Annotated in this window: 10 protein-coding genes, 2 tRNA genes and 2 rRNA genes; 11 read left to right on the top strand and 3 right to left on the bottom strand. The window is 43.0% G+C overall.

The genetic code is table 11. The annotated features are described in order from the left end of the window. Positions 1-29: 29 nt before the first annotated feature. Genes CJ190_RS03320 through CJ190_RS03335 form a run of 4 tightly spaced genes read left to right on the top strand, consistent with a single transcriptional unit; the run spans position 30 to position 5,077 of the window. On the top strand, positions 30-2,702 hold the full coding sequence (locus CJ190_RS03320; RefSeq protein ID WP_070597970.1) for an exonuclease domain-containing protein: 2,673 nt from the start codon (positions 30-32) through the stop codon (positions 2,700-2,702). Between the two features lie 11 nt (positions 2,703-2,713). Beyond that, positions 2,714-3,190, top strand: a complete 477-nt coding sequence (locus CJ190_RS03325; protein ID WP_064293274.1) for a cell wall elongation regulator TseB-like domain-containing protein — start codon at positions 2,714-2,716, stop codon at positions 3,188-3,190. 13 nt (positions 3,191-3,203) lie between these two features. Further along, positions 3,204-4,391 carry a pyridoxal phosphate-dependent aminotransferase gene (locus tag CJ190_RS03330; RefSeq protein WP_064293275.1) on the top strand — a complete coding sequence of 396 codons (1,188 nt, stop codon included), beginning with the start codon at positions 3,204-3,206 and terminating at the stop codon, positions 4,389-4,391. A 14-nt stretch (positions 4,392-4,405) separates the two neighbouring features. After that, a complete protein-coding gene (locus tag CJ190_RS03335) occupies positions 4,406-5,077 on the top strand; it encodes a DnaD domain-containing protein (protein WP_064293276.1) in 672 nt (223 codons plus the stop codon). Between the two features lie 66 nt (positions 5,078-5,143). On the opposite strand, the gene CJ190_RS03340 is transcribed toward CJ190_RS03335, so the two are convergent. Together CJ190_RS03340 and CJ190_RS03345 are read right to left on the bottom strand one after the other, a co-directional pair. Beyond that, on the bottom strand, positions 5,144-6,148 hold the full coding sequence (locus CJ190_RS03340; RefSeq protein WP_064293277.1) for an NAD(P)/FAD-dependent oxidoreductase: 1,005 nt from the start codon (positions 6,146-6,148) through the stop codon (positions 5,144-5,146). Beyond that, positions 6,148-6,651: a divergent PAP2 family protein gene (locus tag CJ190_RS03345; protein ID WP_070597969.1), complete on the bottom strand. Its 504-nt coding sequence runs from the start codon at positions 6,649-6,651 to the stop codon at positions 6,148-6,150. The genes CJ190_RS03340 and CJ190_RS03345 overlap by 1 nt, the downstream gene beginning before the upstream one ends. Before the next feature lie 154 nt (positions 6,652-6,805). Here CJ190_RS03345 and CJ190_RS03350 point away from each other — a divergent pair, with 154 nt between their 5' ends. From CJ190_RS03350 to CJ190_RS03360, 3 genes are read left to right on the top strand one after another with little or no spacing between them, the layout of a single operon-like run. After that, a complete protein-coding gene (locus tag CJ190_RS03350; RefSeq protein WP_064293279.1) occupies positions 6,806-7,399 on the top strand; it encodes a peptidylprolyl isomerase in 594 nt (197 codons plus the stop codon). Further along, complete coding sequence (locus CJ190_RS03355; RefSeq protein WP_064293280.1) at positions 7,399-7,809, top strand: CvfD/Ygs/GSP13 family RNA-binding post-transcriptional regulator; 411 nt, start codon at positions 7,399-7,401, stop codon at positions 7,807-7,809. Before CJ190_RS03350 ends, CJ190_RS03355 begins: the two co-directional genes overlap by 1 nt. A 2-nt stretch (positions 7,810-7,811) precedes the next feature. Beyond that, positions 7,812-9,161 (top strand): glucose-6-phosphate isomerase, encoded by a 1,350-nt coding sequence (locus CJ190_RS03360; protein WP_064293281.1) that lies wholly within the window; start codon positions 7,812-7,814, stop codon positions 9,159-9,161. Between the two features lie 323 nt (positions 9,162-9,484). Here the strand turns inward: CJ190_RS03360 and CJ190_RS03365 are convergent, their stop codons facing one another. Further along, the gene (locus CJ190_RS03365; protein WP_101562109.1) at positions 9,485-10,555 is read right to left on the bottom strand and encodes an IS30 family transposase; all 1,071 of its coding nucleotides are present in this window, start codon (positions 10,553-10,555) and stop codon (positions 9,485-9,487) included. 491 nt (positions 10,556-11,046) lie between these two features. Between CJ190_RS03365 and CJ190_RS03370 the strand changes: the two genes are divergently transcribed. From CJ190_RS03370 to CJ190_RS03385, 4 genes are all read left to right on the top strand, one after another. After that, positions 11,047-12,594: ribosomal RNA gene (locus CJ190_RS03370) — 16S ribosomal RNA — on the top strand. An 82-nt stretch (positions 12,595-12,676) separates the two neighbouring features. Beyond that, positions 12,677-12,750 (top strand) — tRNA-Ile (locus CJ190_RS03375). Between the two features lie 34 nt (positions 12,751-12,784). Continuing rightward, positions 12,785-12,857: transfer RNA gene (locus CJ190_RS03380), tRNA-Ala, on the top strand. 166 nt (positions 12,858-13,023) lie between these two features. Beyond that, positions 13,024-15,927 (top strand): 23S ribosomal RNA (locus tag CJ190_RS03385). Together the 16S and 23S rRNA genes with 2 tRNA genes alongside form the textbook arrangement of a ribosomal RNA operon. Positions 15,928-15,972 lie beyond the last annotated feature (45 nt).

Raw genomic sequence — 15,972 nt, forward strand, 5'->3', positions numbered from 1 at the left:
GAACTCAAAATAGAAGGAGTGTACGGTAGATGCCTGTCAAATATGCCGTGGTTGATTTAGAAACTACCGGTACCAAATATAACCGTGGCGACCGCATTATTCAAATTGGGGTTGTTTTTTTAGAAGGACAGAAAAAGATTGGTGAATTTAAAAGCAATATCCAGCCACTCATCCCTGTCCCTAAAAATATCAGCGATTTAACTGGCATCCAGACTGAAGATCTGCGTGATGCCCCTTTATTTGAAGAAATTGCTCCAGAACTCTTTCAACAACTACAAGATTGTGTCTTTGTGGCCCATAATATTAATTTTGATTATAAATTCCTTAGTGCTTCCTTTGAAGGTGCGGGCTTATCTGCACTTGATTTAGAGGGAATTGATACCGTGGAATTAATCCGCGTCTTGTATCCCCAGGCAGCCAGCTATAAGCTAGGAGAATTTTCTATTGACCATGGCATTAACTTAGTGAATGCCCACACAGCCATTGAAGATGCCCGAGCCACTGCTCAATTACTAGTCCAAGTCATGGATAAAGTGGCCAGCCTTCCGGAATCTTTATATAAAGCAATGCAGCCCTGGTTAAAATTTTTCATACGCCAAACCGGAAAATATTTTAGTTATTGGTATAATCATGGTCATTGCCAAAGAAATAAGGGATTGATCCGTGGATCTTTTACCCTTAATCCCGAAATTAATGAGGGCCTATACCGGCCGTTAGCTGGTACAGAAGAAGACCAAGATAGTGGTCATCTGAGTATCCAAGAGGATGTAATGAATTTCTTTGAACAAGATAGTGATCAATTTGCTTTCTTGAAAGCCAATTCAGGCCAAGGAAAAACCTTTAATAGTATCTTAGGTCAATTGCAAGTTGCTTCTAAGACTGGAAAACATTTAATCGTATCTTTTCCTAATAATGTCATGATCAGACAGTGGCAAGATAACCACCTGCAAGAATTGGTGAATCAATTGGGGGGAAAGATACAAGTGGCGGTCTTAAAAAGTAGGGATCATTATCTAGATTTAAACACCTTCCAAGCTTATATTAATTACCTGAAGGCTAAGGAAAATCATGTTTCTAAAAATGAAAGTATGTTTACCTTGTCCTTATTGCTTTGGGTGAGTGAGACGCAAACAGGAGATTTAGCGGAATTAAACCATGGCTTGCGACAATCTCCCCTATGGGAACAGTGGGATAATCTGGCGCTTTATCAGAATCGTTATCACAGTGACCAAGTGACTATGCAGTGGAATTTTTACCAACACCAATTACATTTAGCTAAAAAGGCTGATATTATTTGGACTAACCACGCCTACTTAGTTCGCCATAAAGAGGACCTAGTCGCTAAGGGATTATGGACTAAGGCAAGCGACCTGATTATTGATGAGTGCCATCATCTCCCAAAAATTATCGAAAAAGATCTCGCTGTTCATCAGAATTTGGCAGACATCAATGATTACTTAAACCAACAAGAGCATTTTTTTGGTCAGTTAATGGACAAGTATTATCTTGATACCAGTAATCGAGCAATTGAACAAGTCCTATACACATGGCAAGACCAGCTGAAAAATGCGCTTAAAACTTTTGACCATGTCTTGGATGCATTATTGAATCATGATAGTCATGAAGCCGTTTATTTTTCTGGGACTGATCCCCGTTTATATAATACTTATTTACTTTTTGCCCAATTATGGGAAGATCTCAAAGGGGTTCAAAGAGTCTATGGCTCTAGTTTAGCGATGGCGCAAAAAGAAAAATTATTAAAGCAAAATCAAATGCAAAAATGGTTGCAAGGCTTGGGACTAGGTCATAAAATTATCGAAAATATTCAGAAACTGTTTGCCAATAAGAATAATTGTTATTATATAATTAGCTATCCAGAGAATTATCCCCGACTTAGCGCTTATCCTAAGGCGGTAGCAGACTTTATGAGTGAAATGTGGGAAAAGTGCCCGAGTCAGGTGCTTTTTCTATCAGCTACAGCTAACCTGCCGGATAATCGAGAGAGCCTGGAAAGCATGTATGGGGTAAAAAAATATCATCTCTATACTTATCCAATCAACAAGGCGCTTTATGCCAATAAAAGGCTGTATATTCTTAGCGATTATCCCTCCCTCCATGATTTATCGGAGACGGAATCGATCCACTATTTAGCAGAAATTTTACAGGTGCTATTGATTAATGAGAATAAGAAAATTTATCTCATGCTCAATTCCAAACAGCTACTGACTGCCTTAAATCATTATATTCAAGAATTTTGGCCGGATGAACTCATCGCTGTCACTTTTATTCAGGGGGAAAAATATGGTCACCAGGATGCCATAAGTCGCTATAATGATAGTCACCATGGCCTCCTGATCGGATTGCAAGCCTTGACTGAGGGCCTACATTTACCTTCTCATAGTGACTATTACCTACTAGCGAGATTACCTTTTCGCTCGCCAGATGAAGTGAGGGAGCAAGCTCGTCGTGACTACTGGAAGGAGCGTAATCAGAGTTATTTCTACCAAGAATCCTTACCCCAAATGCTCTTACGTTTCAAGCAGAGTTTAGGACGTATGCTGAGTGATCAAGCGCCGGCCGCCTTTATTGTTTTAGATAAGCGGCTCTTTTACAGCTCTTATAAGGATGCGATTGATAAGGTAATTGGGGATGAACTAAGAGTAGAAGAAGTCAGTTTAGACGCTATTCTCAAGTCTGACTAAAGGAGAGACCTATGACAAGAAGATTAGCAAATGCATTTCTTGTGTGTTTAATTATTATTAATTTTGGCTTATTTACGATTTTCTTCAATTCACAAAAACCAATTATTCAAGAGGAAAAACAGTTAATGACTATGGCCCGGGATGATATTGGTTTAAAAAATATGGGGAAATTTTATGTTTTAAATAAGGATCATACGACTTATACTATCCAGGGAGAGAATGACCAAGGTGAGCTCATTTATTATGCCTATCAACCGGAAACCAATAAAAAAATAACCGGCAAGGTGAACGAATTAGTCAATGAACAAGAAGCTAAGTCATTGACCTTAAATAATGTGAATACCCAAGAGGTCAAAGAAGCCCGGATTGGAATTGAAGATGACCAATTGGTATGGGAAGTTTCCTTTATTAACCAAGATGGACACTTAGGCTATCATTATATTAATGCAGCTAGTGGTCATTGGTATGAAACCATAGATAAATTATAGGAGGAAAGCTAGCATGTTTTCGCAACGCGCTTTAGAATTAAAAGAATCAAGTACCCTTAAAGCCAGTGATCGAGCCAAACAATTAAAAGCTCAAGGCAAGGATATTATTAGTTTAACCTTAGGAGAACCAGATTTTTCTACGCCTAGTCCAATTGTTGATTATGCTAAAGCAGCATTAGACCAAGGAAAAGGCCACCATTATACGCCAGCTGGAGGCCTTTTAGAAGTTAGAGAAGCTATTGCTAAATTCCATCAAGAGAAAGATGGGGTGCCTTATACAGCTGATCAAGTCTTTATTGCTAACGGCAGCAAGTTAGTACTTTATGATTTGTTTCAAATTCTATTAAACCCAGGCGATGAAGTGATTGTACCAAGTCCTTATTGGGTGAGTTATGAAGAACAAATACGCTTAACCGGGGCCAAGGCAGTTTTAGCTCAAACTGATCCTGATAATGATTTCCGCTTAACGCCAAAAATTATTGACCAATATCTCACTTCCAAAACCAAGATCTTACTGATTAATTCACCGGCTAATCCGACCGGAACCGTTTTAAGTAAGGAAGAGTTAGTGGCCATTGCTGATTACTGTTTGAAAAATAATCTATTGATGATTGTTGATGAAATTTATAGCCAATTAGTCTATAATGGCAACCAATTTTATTCCATGGCCGCTTTAAACCCAGAGGTTCGCGCCAATACCATTGTAGTTAATGGTATGTCAAAGAGTTATGCAATGACTGGTTGGCGCTTAGGTTATTGTTTGGCTGATCAAAAAATTATAAAAATGCTTAACAAGCTGGCGGGGCAAATTAGTGGTAATGCGGCTGGTGTTAGCCAATACGCGGCTTTAGGGGCCTTCAAGAGCGGTCCGGAATTGGTTGAATCCATGCGTTCAACCTATGAAGAGCGTCTTAATAAGGGCTATGAGGCCGTAATCAATTTACCAGGCTTTGAACTGGCTAATAAACCCCAAGGGGCATTTTACCTGTTTCCAAAATGCCAGCAAGCTGCTTTAAAGTGTGGCTATGATAGTGTTGATGATTTTGTCATGGCAATCCTGGAAGAAGCCCACGTTGCCTTGGTAGCGGGATCTGCCTTTGGCATGCCAGAACATGTACGTTTATCTTATGCTACTGATGAGAACTTATTCTTAGAAGCGATTGAGCGGATTAGTAGCTTTATGCAAGAAAAAATGAATTAAGAGGGTGGACTTTAGTGGTTGAAAGAAAACAATATACGGTTTTACAGACCAGCTTATTAGAAAACTATCAAGCGCTCTCTTTGAGCAATGAGGAAGTGATGTTTCTCATTCATATTGTCAGCTTTCAGCAAATGCAAGACGATTTTCCACCGATTCAAGCCTTACAAAAGCGTATGGGCTATAGCCAGGGTGAAACTTATGATATGATTCAGAATTTGATTGATAAAAAATTCTTATCGATTGAGAGCGAAGAAAGTAACCAGGGCCAGCAGATTGAATACTATAGCTTAGACTTGCTTTATCAAAAATTAGAGCGTTTATTTGAAGAAAACCATGCCAAAAAAGAAAAACAAGCGGAAGAGAAGGCTGAAGGGTCGATCTTTCAAATAATTGAACAAGAATTTGGTCGTCCCTTATCACCGATCGAATACCAGCAAGTTGCGGCTTGGTTTAGCGAAGACCACTATGATGTGGTAACGGTGAAGGCAGCCATTAAAGAAGCAGTTTTGAATGGCGTATTAAATTTGCGCTACATTGACCGTATTCTAATCAATTGGCAAAAGCAAAATAAAAAAGGTAACGTTCAGACTAGCCCAAATTACCGTAATGCCAAAATTCGTCAGCAAAATAATGACCTTCCTCCTGTCCCTATGACTAAGGTTATCAATACACCTGATGATGAGTGAGAAAATAAAAATTCTAGCATAAGAAAACCGCAGGCAATGACTACCTGCGGTTTTTGATTATTTAACTTATTTTTTAAAGTAAGTGGTGCTGTGAAGCGGGGCTAGTTTTTCCTCGGGATAAAGGTAGTGAGTGATGGCGTTGATAGCTGTTGGAGCCTCACCGAAGCCACTAGCGATTAACTGGGTTTTACCTGTATAAGTACAAATATCACCGATGGCGTAGACCCCTGCCAGACTCGTTTGCATGTGTTCATTAACAGGAATACGTTGGCCGATAGACTCGATAGGCCATGACTTAAAGGCATTGATATTTGCCTGAAAACCATAAGAAGAAATAATACTGTCTAGCTGGAGGGCCCTGCTTTCTTGACTGCGGCTTTTGGCCAATAAGAGTTCTACCTGCTGGGACCCTTGGAGGGGACGAATGGCCTTTGCTTGATAGGGGGTGATGATTTCGACATTGCTTTTAGCTTTCAATTGGGCTTGGCTAAACTCATGGCCGCGGAATTTGTCACGTCTGTGAACCAGATAAAGCTTCTTGGCGTACTGACTGACTAATAGGGCGTTATCTAAAGCTGTGTCGCCTCCCCCTAAAATAGCGACCTCTTTATCCTGAAAGTCTTGAGCCTGATTGACAGTATAAAATAACTTATCCCCTTCAAATTCCGCTTCATTTTTGATATTGGCAGAACGTGGTCTAAAAGCGCCACCCCCGGCAGCAATCAAGACAGCTCGGCTATAAAAATGAGCCTTTTGACTTCTTAAGGAAAAATAATTACCTGCATCATTGATTTCAGTGATGTCATGGTTAAAGTGAAAGCTAGTGGTCGAAGCAAAGGGCTTTACTTGTTCCATAAGGGCCTGACTTAATTCCTTACCGGTAATTTGCGGAAGGGCTCCAATATCAAAAATCGCCTTGTCAGGATACAAGGCGTGGGGTTGTCCGCCAACTTGAGCAAGACTGTCAATAATTTGTACAGAAAGCTGGCGCATTCCTGCATAAAAGGCGGCGAATAAACCACTAGGTCCAGCGCCGATAATAGTTAAATCTTTGATTTTTTTTTCTGTCATTAAATCATCCAATCAAAATAAAAAAAGATAAAGCGAATAAAGAAGGCAACACCAACACCAGCGACAAAGCCCCCAAAGACTTCCGAAGGTTTATGCCCAAGGTAATCATCGATAACCATATTTTGGTCATCAATCTGATCTAACTTCTCATTAATTTGACCATCCTCTTCACTATCATGGTGTTCACGTAAGATGGCCAATAACTCTCTAATCAGAATGCCTTGTTCACCACTTTGTCTTCTTACCCCCATGGCGTCGAACATAACGATTAGCCCATAGGCAGTCGCTATGGCAACATAAGGAGATAAAAAGCCTTCCTGGAGAATAAGGGAAGTAATTAAGGCGGTTACCGCGGCAGTATGTGAACTTGGCATGCCACCAGTCGTATGGATTATAGAAAGTTTGGTTTCCTTTTTTCCCATAAAGAGATAGGCAATCGGATATTTAATTATTTGGGTGAAAATAATTGCTACAATCGTGGCAGTTAAGGGGAAATTTTTCACTGGAATGTTTCCTCTCTAATATTAACTAGTGTAATCTTATCATGAATTAGGAGGCTAGAAAAGTTTTTTAGGACCCTGAGAAAGTTTGCTGCTATTGAAAGTCTTCTATACAAAAATTTGCGATCTTGGTACAATTAAGCTAAGGAGGTAAATAATGAACTATCTACAACTGGAAAGCAATGATCAGAATCCTACCGCAACAATTAAAACTACTTTAGGGGATATTGTCCTCACTTTATATCCTGAAGTAGCGCCTAAGACAGTCAAAAATTTTATTGAGCTGAGCCAATCTGGATATTATGATGGTGTTATTTTCCACCGGGTCATTCCAAACTTTATGATTCAGGGTGGCGACCCCACCGGAACGGGTAGAGGGGGAGAAAGTATCTATGGGAGTGCATTTGAAGATGAATTTTCTAATCAAGTTTTCAACTTTAACGGTGCTCTTTCCATGGCTAATGCTGGGCCAAATACCAATGGTTCGCAATTCTTTATCGTCTCTGCTCAAGAAGTTCCCCAAGCTATGTTAGACCAGATGAAGGCACTATCCTGGCCCGAAGAAGTGATTGAGCATTATGCTCAAAAGGGAGGGATCCCTTGGCTCGATCATAAACATACGGTATTTGGTCAAGTAGTCGATGGGATGGATGTTGTCTATCAGATAGAAGCAGTCGATCGAGATAGCCATGATAAACCCTTAGAAGATGTCTCAATTGTTACGATTGACATTGAAGGCCTTGATCAGTAATGGAGCGTTCAGAAAACTATCGAATTGGCGATGTTCTTAATGGCACAGTGACTGGCATTCAATCCTATGGTTTATTCATCAAATTGGACTCCCATTGTCATGGTCTGGTCCATATTTCTGAAGTCGACCATGGATATGTCACAAATCTCGAAGAACGCTTTTCGATTGGTGATAAGGTCAAAGTAAAAATCATCGATATTGATGAATACACCAAGAAAATCAGTCTATCGATTCGGGCTCTTAAAGCAACCAACACCCCAAATTTTCCAGCGCGGATAAAGAAACCCAAGCGGCGTCATACACCACAAATAGGTTTTAAAACAATCAATAAAAAAATGCCTGAGTGGATTGAAAACTCATTAGCAGATATCCATTCAGGAAAGATTAAAGATTATCGATTGGAGGAATAACATTGTCTACATTAACTTTTGATTATTCAAAAACAGAACACTTTATTCAAGATCATGAATTAGATTATTTACAACCCTTTGTGAACGCAGCAGACAAGATGCTACGTGAAAAGACAGGACAGGGTGCTGATTTTACGGATTGGGTAACTCTTCCAGCCGACTATGACAAAGAAGAATACGCCCGCCTAAAAGCAGCTGCTAAACGCATTCAAGCTGACTCTGATGTTTTAGTGGTTCTTGGTATTGGGGGGTCCTATTTGGGAGCCAAAGCAGCCATTGACTTTTTAAGTCATCAATTCATTAACTATTTCCCAGCTGATAAAAGAGACTATCCCCAAATTTTATTTGCCGGGAACAGTTTAAGCTCCACTTATCTCAGTGAATTGATTGAAGTGATTGGTGACCGTGATTTTTCAGTTAACGTCATTAGTAAATCAGGGACTACCACTGAAACCGCCATTGCTTTTAGAATCTTCAAACAATTACTAGAAGATAAATATGGCAAAGAAGCAGCTAAACAACGGATTTATGCAACGACTGATAAAGCTAAAGGCGCTTTGCGAGAAGAAGCAGATAAAGAAGGTTATGAGACCTTTATTATACCTGATGGGGTCGGGGGACGTTTTACCGTTTTAACACCAGTGGGACTTTTGCCCATTGCGGTGAGCGGTGCTGACACAGATGCTCTCCTAGAAGGGGCTAAACAAGCCATGGAAGATCTATCAGACGCAGATTTAAAGAAAAATAGTGCCTACCAATATGCAGGCCTAAGAAATATCCTTCACCGTAAAGGCTATGACACAGAAATCTTAGTTAACTATGAACCAAAGATGCAATACTTTGCAGAATGGTGGAAACAATTATTCGGTGAATCTGAAGGAAAAGATCAAAAAGGAATTTATCCATCTTCTGCTAACTTCTCTACTGATTTGCATTCGATTGGCCAATCTATCCAAGACGGAAAACGGAACTTAATGGAAACAGTTATCAAAGTCGATACACCTGAAAGAAATATTGACATTCCACGATTAGAAAGTGACTTAGATGGCCTTTCTTACTTAGAAGGCAAGGACTTGGACTATGTAAATACCAAGGCATTTCAAGGAACCTTGTTAGCTCATACGGACGGTCGCGTTCCTAACTTTGTGATTCACCTTGAAAAAATGGATGCTTATCATTTAGGTTATATGATTTACTTCTTTGAATTGGCAGTAGGGATGAGTGGTTATCTCAACGGCGTTAATCCATTTAACCAACCTGGCGTAGAAGCATATAAGAAAAATATGTTTGCTTTACTCGGAAAACCAGGATTCGAAGATTTAGCGGATGAACTTAACCAACGCTTAGATTAATTTAAAATTAATAATCACTTTTATTAATTAAACTAATAGGCTATAAAAGCTGAAAAATCAGGCTTTTAGAAGAGAAGTTTCACCAAGAAGCTTCTCTTTTTTATTTATTGGTAAATTGCAATATCAAGTGCATATTTATTTTAAAAAATCCCAGTGTCATGCCAAATAACTAAAAAGCTGATAAAGTCAATAATTCTTGGCCCGTTTTTCTCTAGCTTAAAGTGCTTGATTATCATTTAGAGATTCAGGGTGGGGCTGTCAAGGTGGAGAGCGAAGCGGACCTTGACTGGCCCACACTGAATCTCTATGCTTTGTTAAGCACTTTAGCCTGCTTCTTTAAGCGTTTCCTGAAGTTTCGCAACTTCTAGGTTATAACAGTCGTTAGGGGTTTGATAATCTAAGACCTTTCTAAAGCGATTATTTATTGTATTCGTATAGTGTGCGAGTTCCTGGTATGTCAGCTTTTTAAAGCTTGTCCCTTTGGGCAAGAATTCTCTTAACATGCGATTATGTCTCTCATTACTGCCTTTTTCCCAAGCTGAATAGGCATGGGCGAAAAAGACTTCCAAATCCTTCAGAGCATACTCAAGCTGAGATAGTTTAGAAAATTCACTGCCGTTATCGGTCGTTAAGGTTTTAAAACACGCTTGACCCTCTTTAAGAATCACCTTTTTAACCGATTTTACAATGGAATCTGCATCCCACTTCCAAGTCTTCTTGGTGAGGAATTTTCGCGTTTTCCGTTCAACTAGAGTAATAAGACATGGCTCTCCTTTAGTCTTCTTTCCTATCACGAGGTCAAGCTCCCAGTGACCAAATTCTTCTCTTGAAAGGACGTCTGGGCATCGCTGATCAATGCTTTTTCCAAATACCTTTTTATTCGTCCCACGCGGTTCACTAGGTTGTTTTCTTGGACGAATCCTTGTTTTCATAGGAAGATCAATATTCCTCACATTTAATAAACCAAGATTGATATATTTATACATGGTTTTGGTGCAAGGAACTCTTTCTAAAGGGTGTTTTCTGCGGTAATCATGAATAAACGTATCAACACTGAAAATACGGTCTTCTTTAGGTGTCAGTAAGGCTTCCTCAAAGGCTTTAATGAAGTTAGATTTTCCATACAAAGCGCCTCTGGCTTTAGAATTTGACCGATTATCTTTATAAACACGCGAGCCAGTTTCTGCAAGATAGACATCAACGTAGGTATGATCATAGTTCATTTGACGTGTTTTTCCACGTTTTAGTTCACGAGATATGGTGCATTGATTGACGCCAACGGCGTCAGCAATCTCTTTCTGTTTATGTCCTTCTTGGTGCATTGCTTGGATAATTCCGCGTTTTTCTGCAGAAAGGTGTGTATATGATCTAGGTTTCGTGTTAGAATGTTTCATAGCCAGTGAGTGCTCCTTTACTTGGGTTTAGACGCTTTTAAGTATAGAGCATCACTGGTTTTTTGTCGTCCTTTTCTCTATGCACTTCATTTTACAATTTACCTTTTTTATTTATTTCAAACTTTTTTGGAAAAATCTATTGACTTTGATAGCAAAACATTATATTATATTTCTTGTCGCTGATGAGCGGAGGAAAACAAAACTATTAAATCCTTGCTCGATCTCAGAGAACTTATGAAGTTTATTTCTTTATATTGATAGAAATTCAACAATAAAAAATAAATTTAAAAAAGTTCTTGACAAAGAGATAGTGGTTGCGGTATAATAATAAAGTCGCAACAAGCGATATAGACCTTTGAAAACTGAACAAAGAAGACGAACCAAATGTGTAGGGCATCAACATTTTGTTGATGAACCAACAATTCAAACAATAAGTCTAGACCAGACTATAACTAGTCAGCAAACAAATGAGCTATCAACGCTCATGATTCTTTCATGAGAGTTTGATCCTGGCTCAGGACGAACGCTGGCGGCGTGCCTAATACATGCAAGTCGAGCGAACCGACGAAGTGCTTGCACTTCTGACGTTAGCGGCGGACGGGTGAGTAACACGTAAGGAACCTACCGATAAGCGGGGGACAACATCCGGAAACGGGTGCTAATACCGCATAGGAAAGGTCACCACATGGTGGCCTTTGGAAAGACGGCTTTGCTGTCACTTATCGATGGCCTTGCGGTGCATTAGCTCGTTGGTGGGGTAACGGCCTACCAAGGCAATGATGCATAGCCGACCTGAGAGGGTAATCGGCCACATTGGGACTGAGACACGGCCCAAACTCCTACGGGAGGCAGCAGTAGGGAATCTTCCGCAATGGGCGCAAGCCTGACGGAGCAACGCCGCGTGAGTGAAGAAGGTTTTCGGATCGTAAAGCTCTGTTGTAAGAGAAGAACAAATTGGAGAGTAACTGCTCCAGTCTTGACGGTATCTTACCAGAAAGCCACGGCTAACTACGTGCCAGCAGCCGCGGTAATACGTAGGTGGCAAGCGTTGTCCGGATTTATTGGGCGTAAAGGGGGCGCAGGCGGTTTCTTAAGTCTGATGTGAAAGCCCACGGCTTAACCGTGGAAGTGCATTGGAAACTGGGGAACTTGAGTACAGAAGAGGAAAGTGGAACTCCATGTGTAGCGGTGGAATGCGTAGATATATGGAAGAACACCAGTGGCGAAGGCGACTTTCTGGTCTGTCACTGACGCTGAGGCCCGAAAGCGTGGGTAGCAAACAGGATTAGATACCCTGGTAGTCCACGCCGTAAACGATGAGTGCTAGGTGTTGGAGGGTTTCCACCCTTCAGTGCCGGAGTTAACGCATTAAGCACTCCGCCTGGGGAGTACGGCCGCAAGGCTGAAACTCAAAGGAATTGACGGGGACCCGCACAAGCGGTGGAGCATGTGGTTTAATTCGAAGCAACGCGAAGAACCTTACCAAGTCTTGACATCCTTTGACCACTCTAGAGATAGAGCTTTCCCTTCGGGGACAAAGTGACAGGTGGTGCATGGTTGTCGTCAGCTCGTGTCGTGAGATGTTGGGTTAAGTCCCGCAACGAGCGCAACCCTTATTGTTAGTTGCCAGCATTCAGTTGGGCACTCTAGCGAGACTGCCGGTGACAAACCGGAGGAAGGCGGGGATGACGTCAAATCATCATGCCCCTTATGACTTGGGCTACACACGTGCTACAATGGATGGTACAACGAGCAGCGACCTTGTGAAAGCAAGCGAATCTCTTAAAGCCATTCTCAGTTCGGATTGTAGTCTGCAACTCGACTACATGAAGCCGGAATCGCTAGTAATCGCGGATCAGCACGCCGCGGTGAATACGTTCCCGGGTCTTGTACACACCGCCCGTCACACCACGAGAGTTTGTAACACCTGAAGTCGGTGAGGTAACCTTTGGAGCCAGCCGCCTAAGGTGGGACAGATGATTGGGGTGAAGTCGTAACAAGGTAGCCGTAGGTGAACCTGCGGCTGGATCACCTCCTTTCTAAGGATATATTCGGAATGCATATTTGAGTCTTCTTTGTTTAGTTTTGAGAGGTCTATCCACATGGTTGATGGATTTAACCGGGCCTGTAGCTCAGCTGGTTAGAGCGCACCCCTGATAAGGGTGAGGTCGATGGTTCGAGTCCATTCAGGCCCATTACATGTTTATTATATGACCATAACTCATACCCGGGGGATTAGCTCAGCTGGGAGAGCGCCTGCTTTGCAAGCAGGAGGTCAGCGGTTCGATCCCGCTATCCTCCATTGCAACGGAAACGTTGCAGATTGTTCTTTGAAAACTGAATACTATCATAACATTCCGCATTTCTATTTTTTGCGAGATAGAAATGTCAATAAACCAATTTTACCAAGCGTAAAAACCGAAAAAGAAAGAGTTTTAAAACTTTTCGCATCATACAACTTAACCGGTGGTTAAGTGAATAAGGGCGTACGGTGAATGCCTTGGCACTAGGAGCCGATGAAGGACGGGACGAACACCGATATGCTTCGGGGAGCTGTAAGTAAGCTTTGATCCGGAGATTTCCGAATGGGGGAACCTCATTGTTTTTATCGACAATGGTCCACTCAGTGAACACATAGCTGAGTGGAAGGTAGACGTGGTGAACTGAAACATCTCAGTAGCCACAGGAAGAGAAAGAAAAATCGATTTCCCGAGTAGCGGCGAGCGAAACGGAAAGAGGCCAAACCAGCGTGCTTGCATGCTGGGGTTGTAGGACTGATGGTCGGGAGTGAATGAGCTAGTCGAACGCCATGGAAAGGGCGATCAGAGAGGGTGACAATCCCGTAGGCGAAAGCTCAGCCACCTCATTCAGTATCCTGAGTACGGCGGTACACGTGAAATTCCGTCGGAATCCGCCAGGACCATCTGGCAAGCCTAAATACTCCCTAGTGACCGATAGTGAACCAGTACCGTGAGGGAAAGGTGAAAAGCACCCCGGAAGGGGAGTGAAAGAGTACCTGAAACCGTATGCCTACAAGCAGTCAGAGCCCGTTAAGGGGTGATGGCGTACTTTTTGTAGAACGGACCGGCGAGTGACGATAGCAAGCAAGGTTAAGCTGAAGAAGCGGAGCCACAGCGAAAGCGAGTCTGAAGAGGGCGTTGAGTTTGTTGTCGTCGACCCGAAACCAAGTGATCTACTCATGTCCAGGCTGAAGGTGTGGTAAAACACACTGGAGGGCCGAACCCACGTCTGTTGAAAAAGGCGGGGATGAGGTGTGGGTAGCGGTGAAATTCCAATCGAACTTGGAGATAGCTGGTTCTCTCCGAAATAGCTTTAGGGCTAGCCTCGGATGATGACTATTGGAGGTAGAGCACTGTTTGATCGAGGGGTCCATCCTGGATTACCGACATCTGATAAACTCCGAATGCCAAATAGTTTAGTCCGGGAGTCAGACTGCGAGTGATAAGATCCGTAGTCGAAAGGGAAAGAGCCCAGACCACCAGCTAAGGTCCCAAAGTTTCAGTTAAGTGGAAAAGGATGTGGGGTTGCTTAGACAACTAGGATGTTGGCTTAGAAGCAGCCATCATTGAAAGAGTGCGTAATAGCTCACTAGTCGAGTGACCCTGCGCCGAAAATGTACCGGGGCTAAACTGAACACCGAAGCTGTGGATCCGTAGGATGGTAGGAGAGCGTTCTATAGGCAGAGAAGCATGATCGTGAGGACATGTGGAGCGTATAGAAGTGAGAATGCCGGTATGAGTAGCGAAAGACGGGTGAGAATCCCGTCCACCGAATGACTAAGGTTTCCTGGGGAAGGCTCGTCCTCCCAGGGTTAGTCGGGACCTAAGCCGAGACCGAAAGGGATAGGCGATGGACAACAGGTTGAGATTCCTGTACTTGTTTGATTTGTTTGAGCGATGGAAGGACACAGAAGGCTAAGCGGAGCGCGGAGATGGAAAAACGCGTCCAAGCAATGAGTGAGAAGGTGAGTGAAAGGCTTGCCTCAGACTTCATGAGTTGTGACGGGGAGGGAAGTTTAGTACCGAAGCCGCCGACGTCACGCTGTCAAGAAAAGTTTCTAGTGAGAATCAAACAACCCGTACCGCAAACCGACACAGGTAGTCGAGTGGAGAACACTAAGGTGAGCGAGCGAACTCTCGTTAAGGAACTCGGCAAAATGACCCCGTAACTTCGGGAGAAGGGGTGCTGACCGCAAGGTCAGCCGCAGTGAATAGGCCCAAGCGACTGTTTATCAAAAACATAGGTCTCTGCCAAATCGAAAGATGATGTATAGAGGCTGACGCCTGCCCGGTGCTGGAAGGTTAAGAGGAAGGGTTAGCGTATGCGAAGCTCTGAATTGAAGCCCCAGTAAACGGCGGCCGTAACTATAACGGTCCTAAGGTAGCGAAATTCCTTGTCAGGTAAGTTCTGACCCGCACGAAAGGCGTAACGATTTGGGCACTGTCTCAACGAGAGGCTCGGTGAAATTGTAGTACCAGTGAAGATGCTGGTTACCCGCGACAGGACGGAAAGACCCCATGGAGCTTTACTGTAGGTTGATATTGAATGTTTGTGCCACATGTACAGGATAGGTAGGAGCCATCGAAGTCGGGACGCTAGTCTCGATGGAGGCACTGGTGGGATACTACCCTTGTGGGATGACCATTCTAACCCGCGACCATTAGCTGGTCGGGAGACAGTGTCAGTCAGGCAGTTTGACTGGGGCGGTCGCCTCCTAAAGTGTAACGGAGGCGCCCAAAGGTTCCCTCAGAATGGTTGGAAATCATTCGCAGAGTGTAAAGGCAGAAGGGAGCTTGACTGCGAGACCTACAAGTCGAGCAGGGACGAAAGTCGGGCTTAGTGATCCGGTGGTTCCGCATGGAAGGGCCATCGCTCAACGGATAAAAGCTACCCTGGGGATAACAGGCTTATCTCCCCCAAGAGTTCACATCGACGGGGAGGTTTGGCACCTCGATGTCGGCTCATCGCATCCTGGGGCTGAAGTCGGTCCCAAGGGTTGGGCTGTTCGCCCATTAAAGCGGTACGCGAGCTGGGTTCAGAACGTCGTGAGACAGTTCGGTCCCTATCCGTCGCGGGCGTTGGAAATTTGAGAGGAGCTGTCCTTAGTACGAGAGGACCGGGATGGACACACCGCTGGTGTACCAGTTGTTCCACCAGGAGCATGGCTGGGTAGCTATGTGTGGACGGGATAAGCGCTGAAAGCATCTAAGCGTGAAGCCCCCCTCAAGATGAGATTTCCCATACTTTGAAAGTAGTAAGACCCCTGAAAGACGATCAGGTTGATAGGTTTGGAGTGGAAGCTTAGCAATAAGTGGAGCGGACAAATACTAATCGGTCGAGGACTTATCCAAAGGATAAGGTTGTATGAGGTTTAAGGAAGACATGATAGATTCAGT

Source organism: Aerococcus loyolae (assembly GCF_002871915.2).
Classification (GTDB): domain Bacteria; phylum Bacillota; class Bacilli; order Lactobacillales; family Aerococcaceae; genus Aerococcus; species Aerococcus loyolae.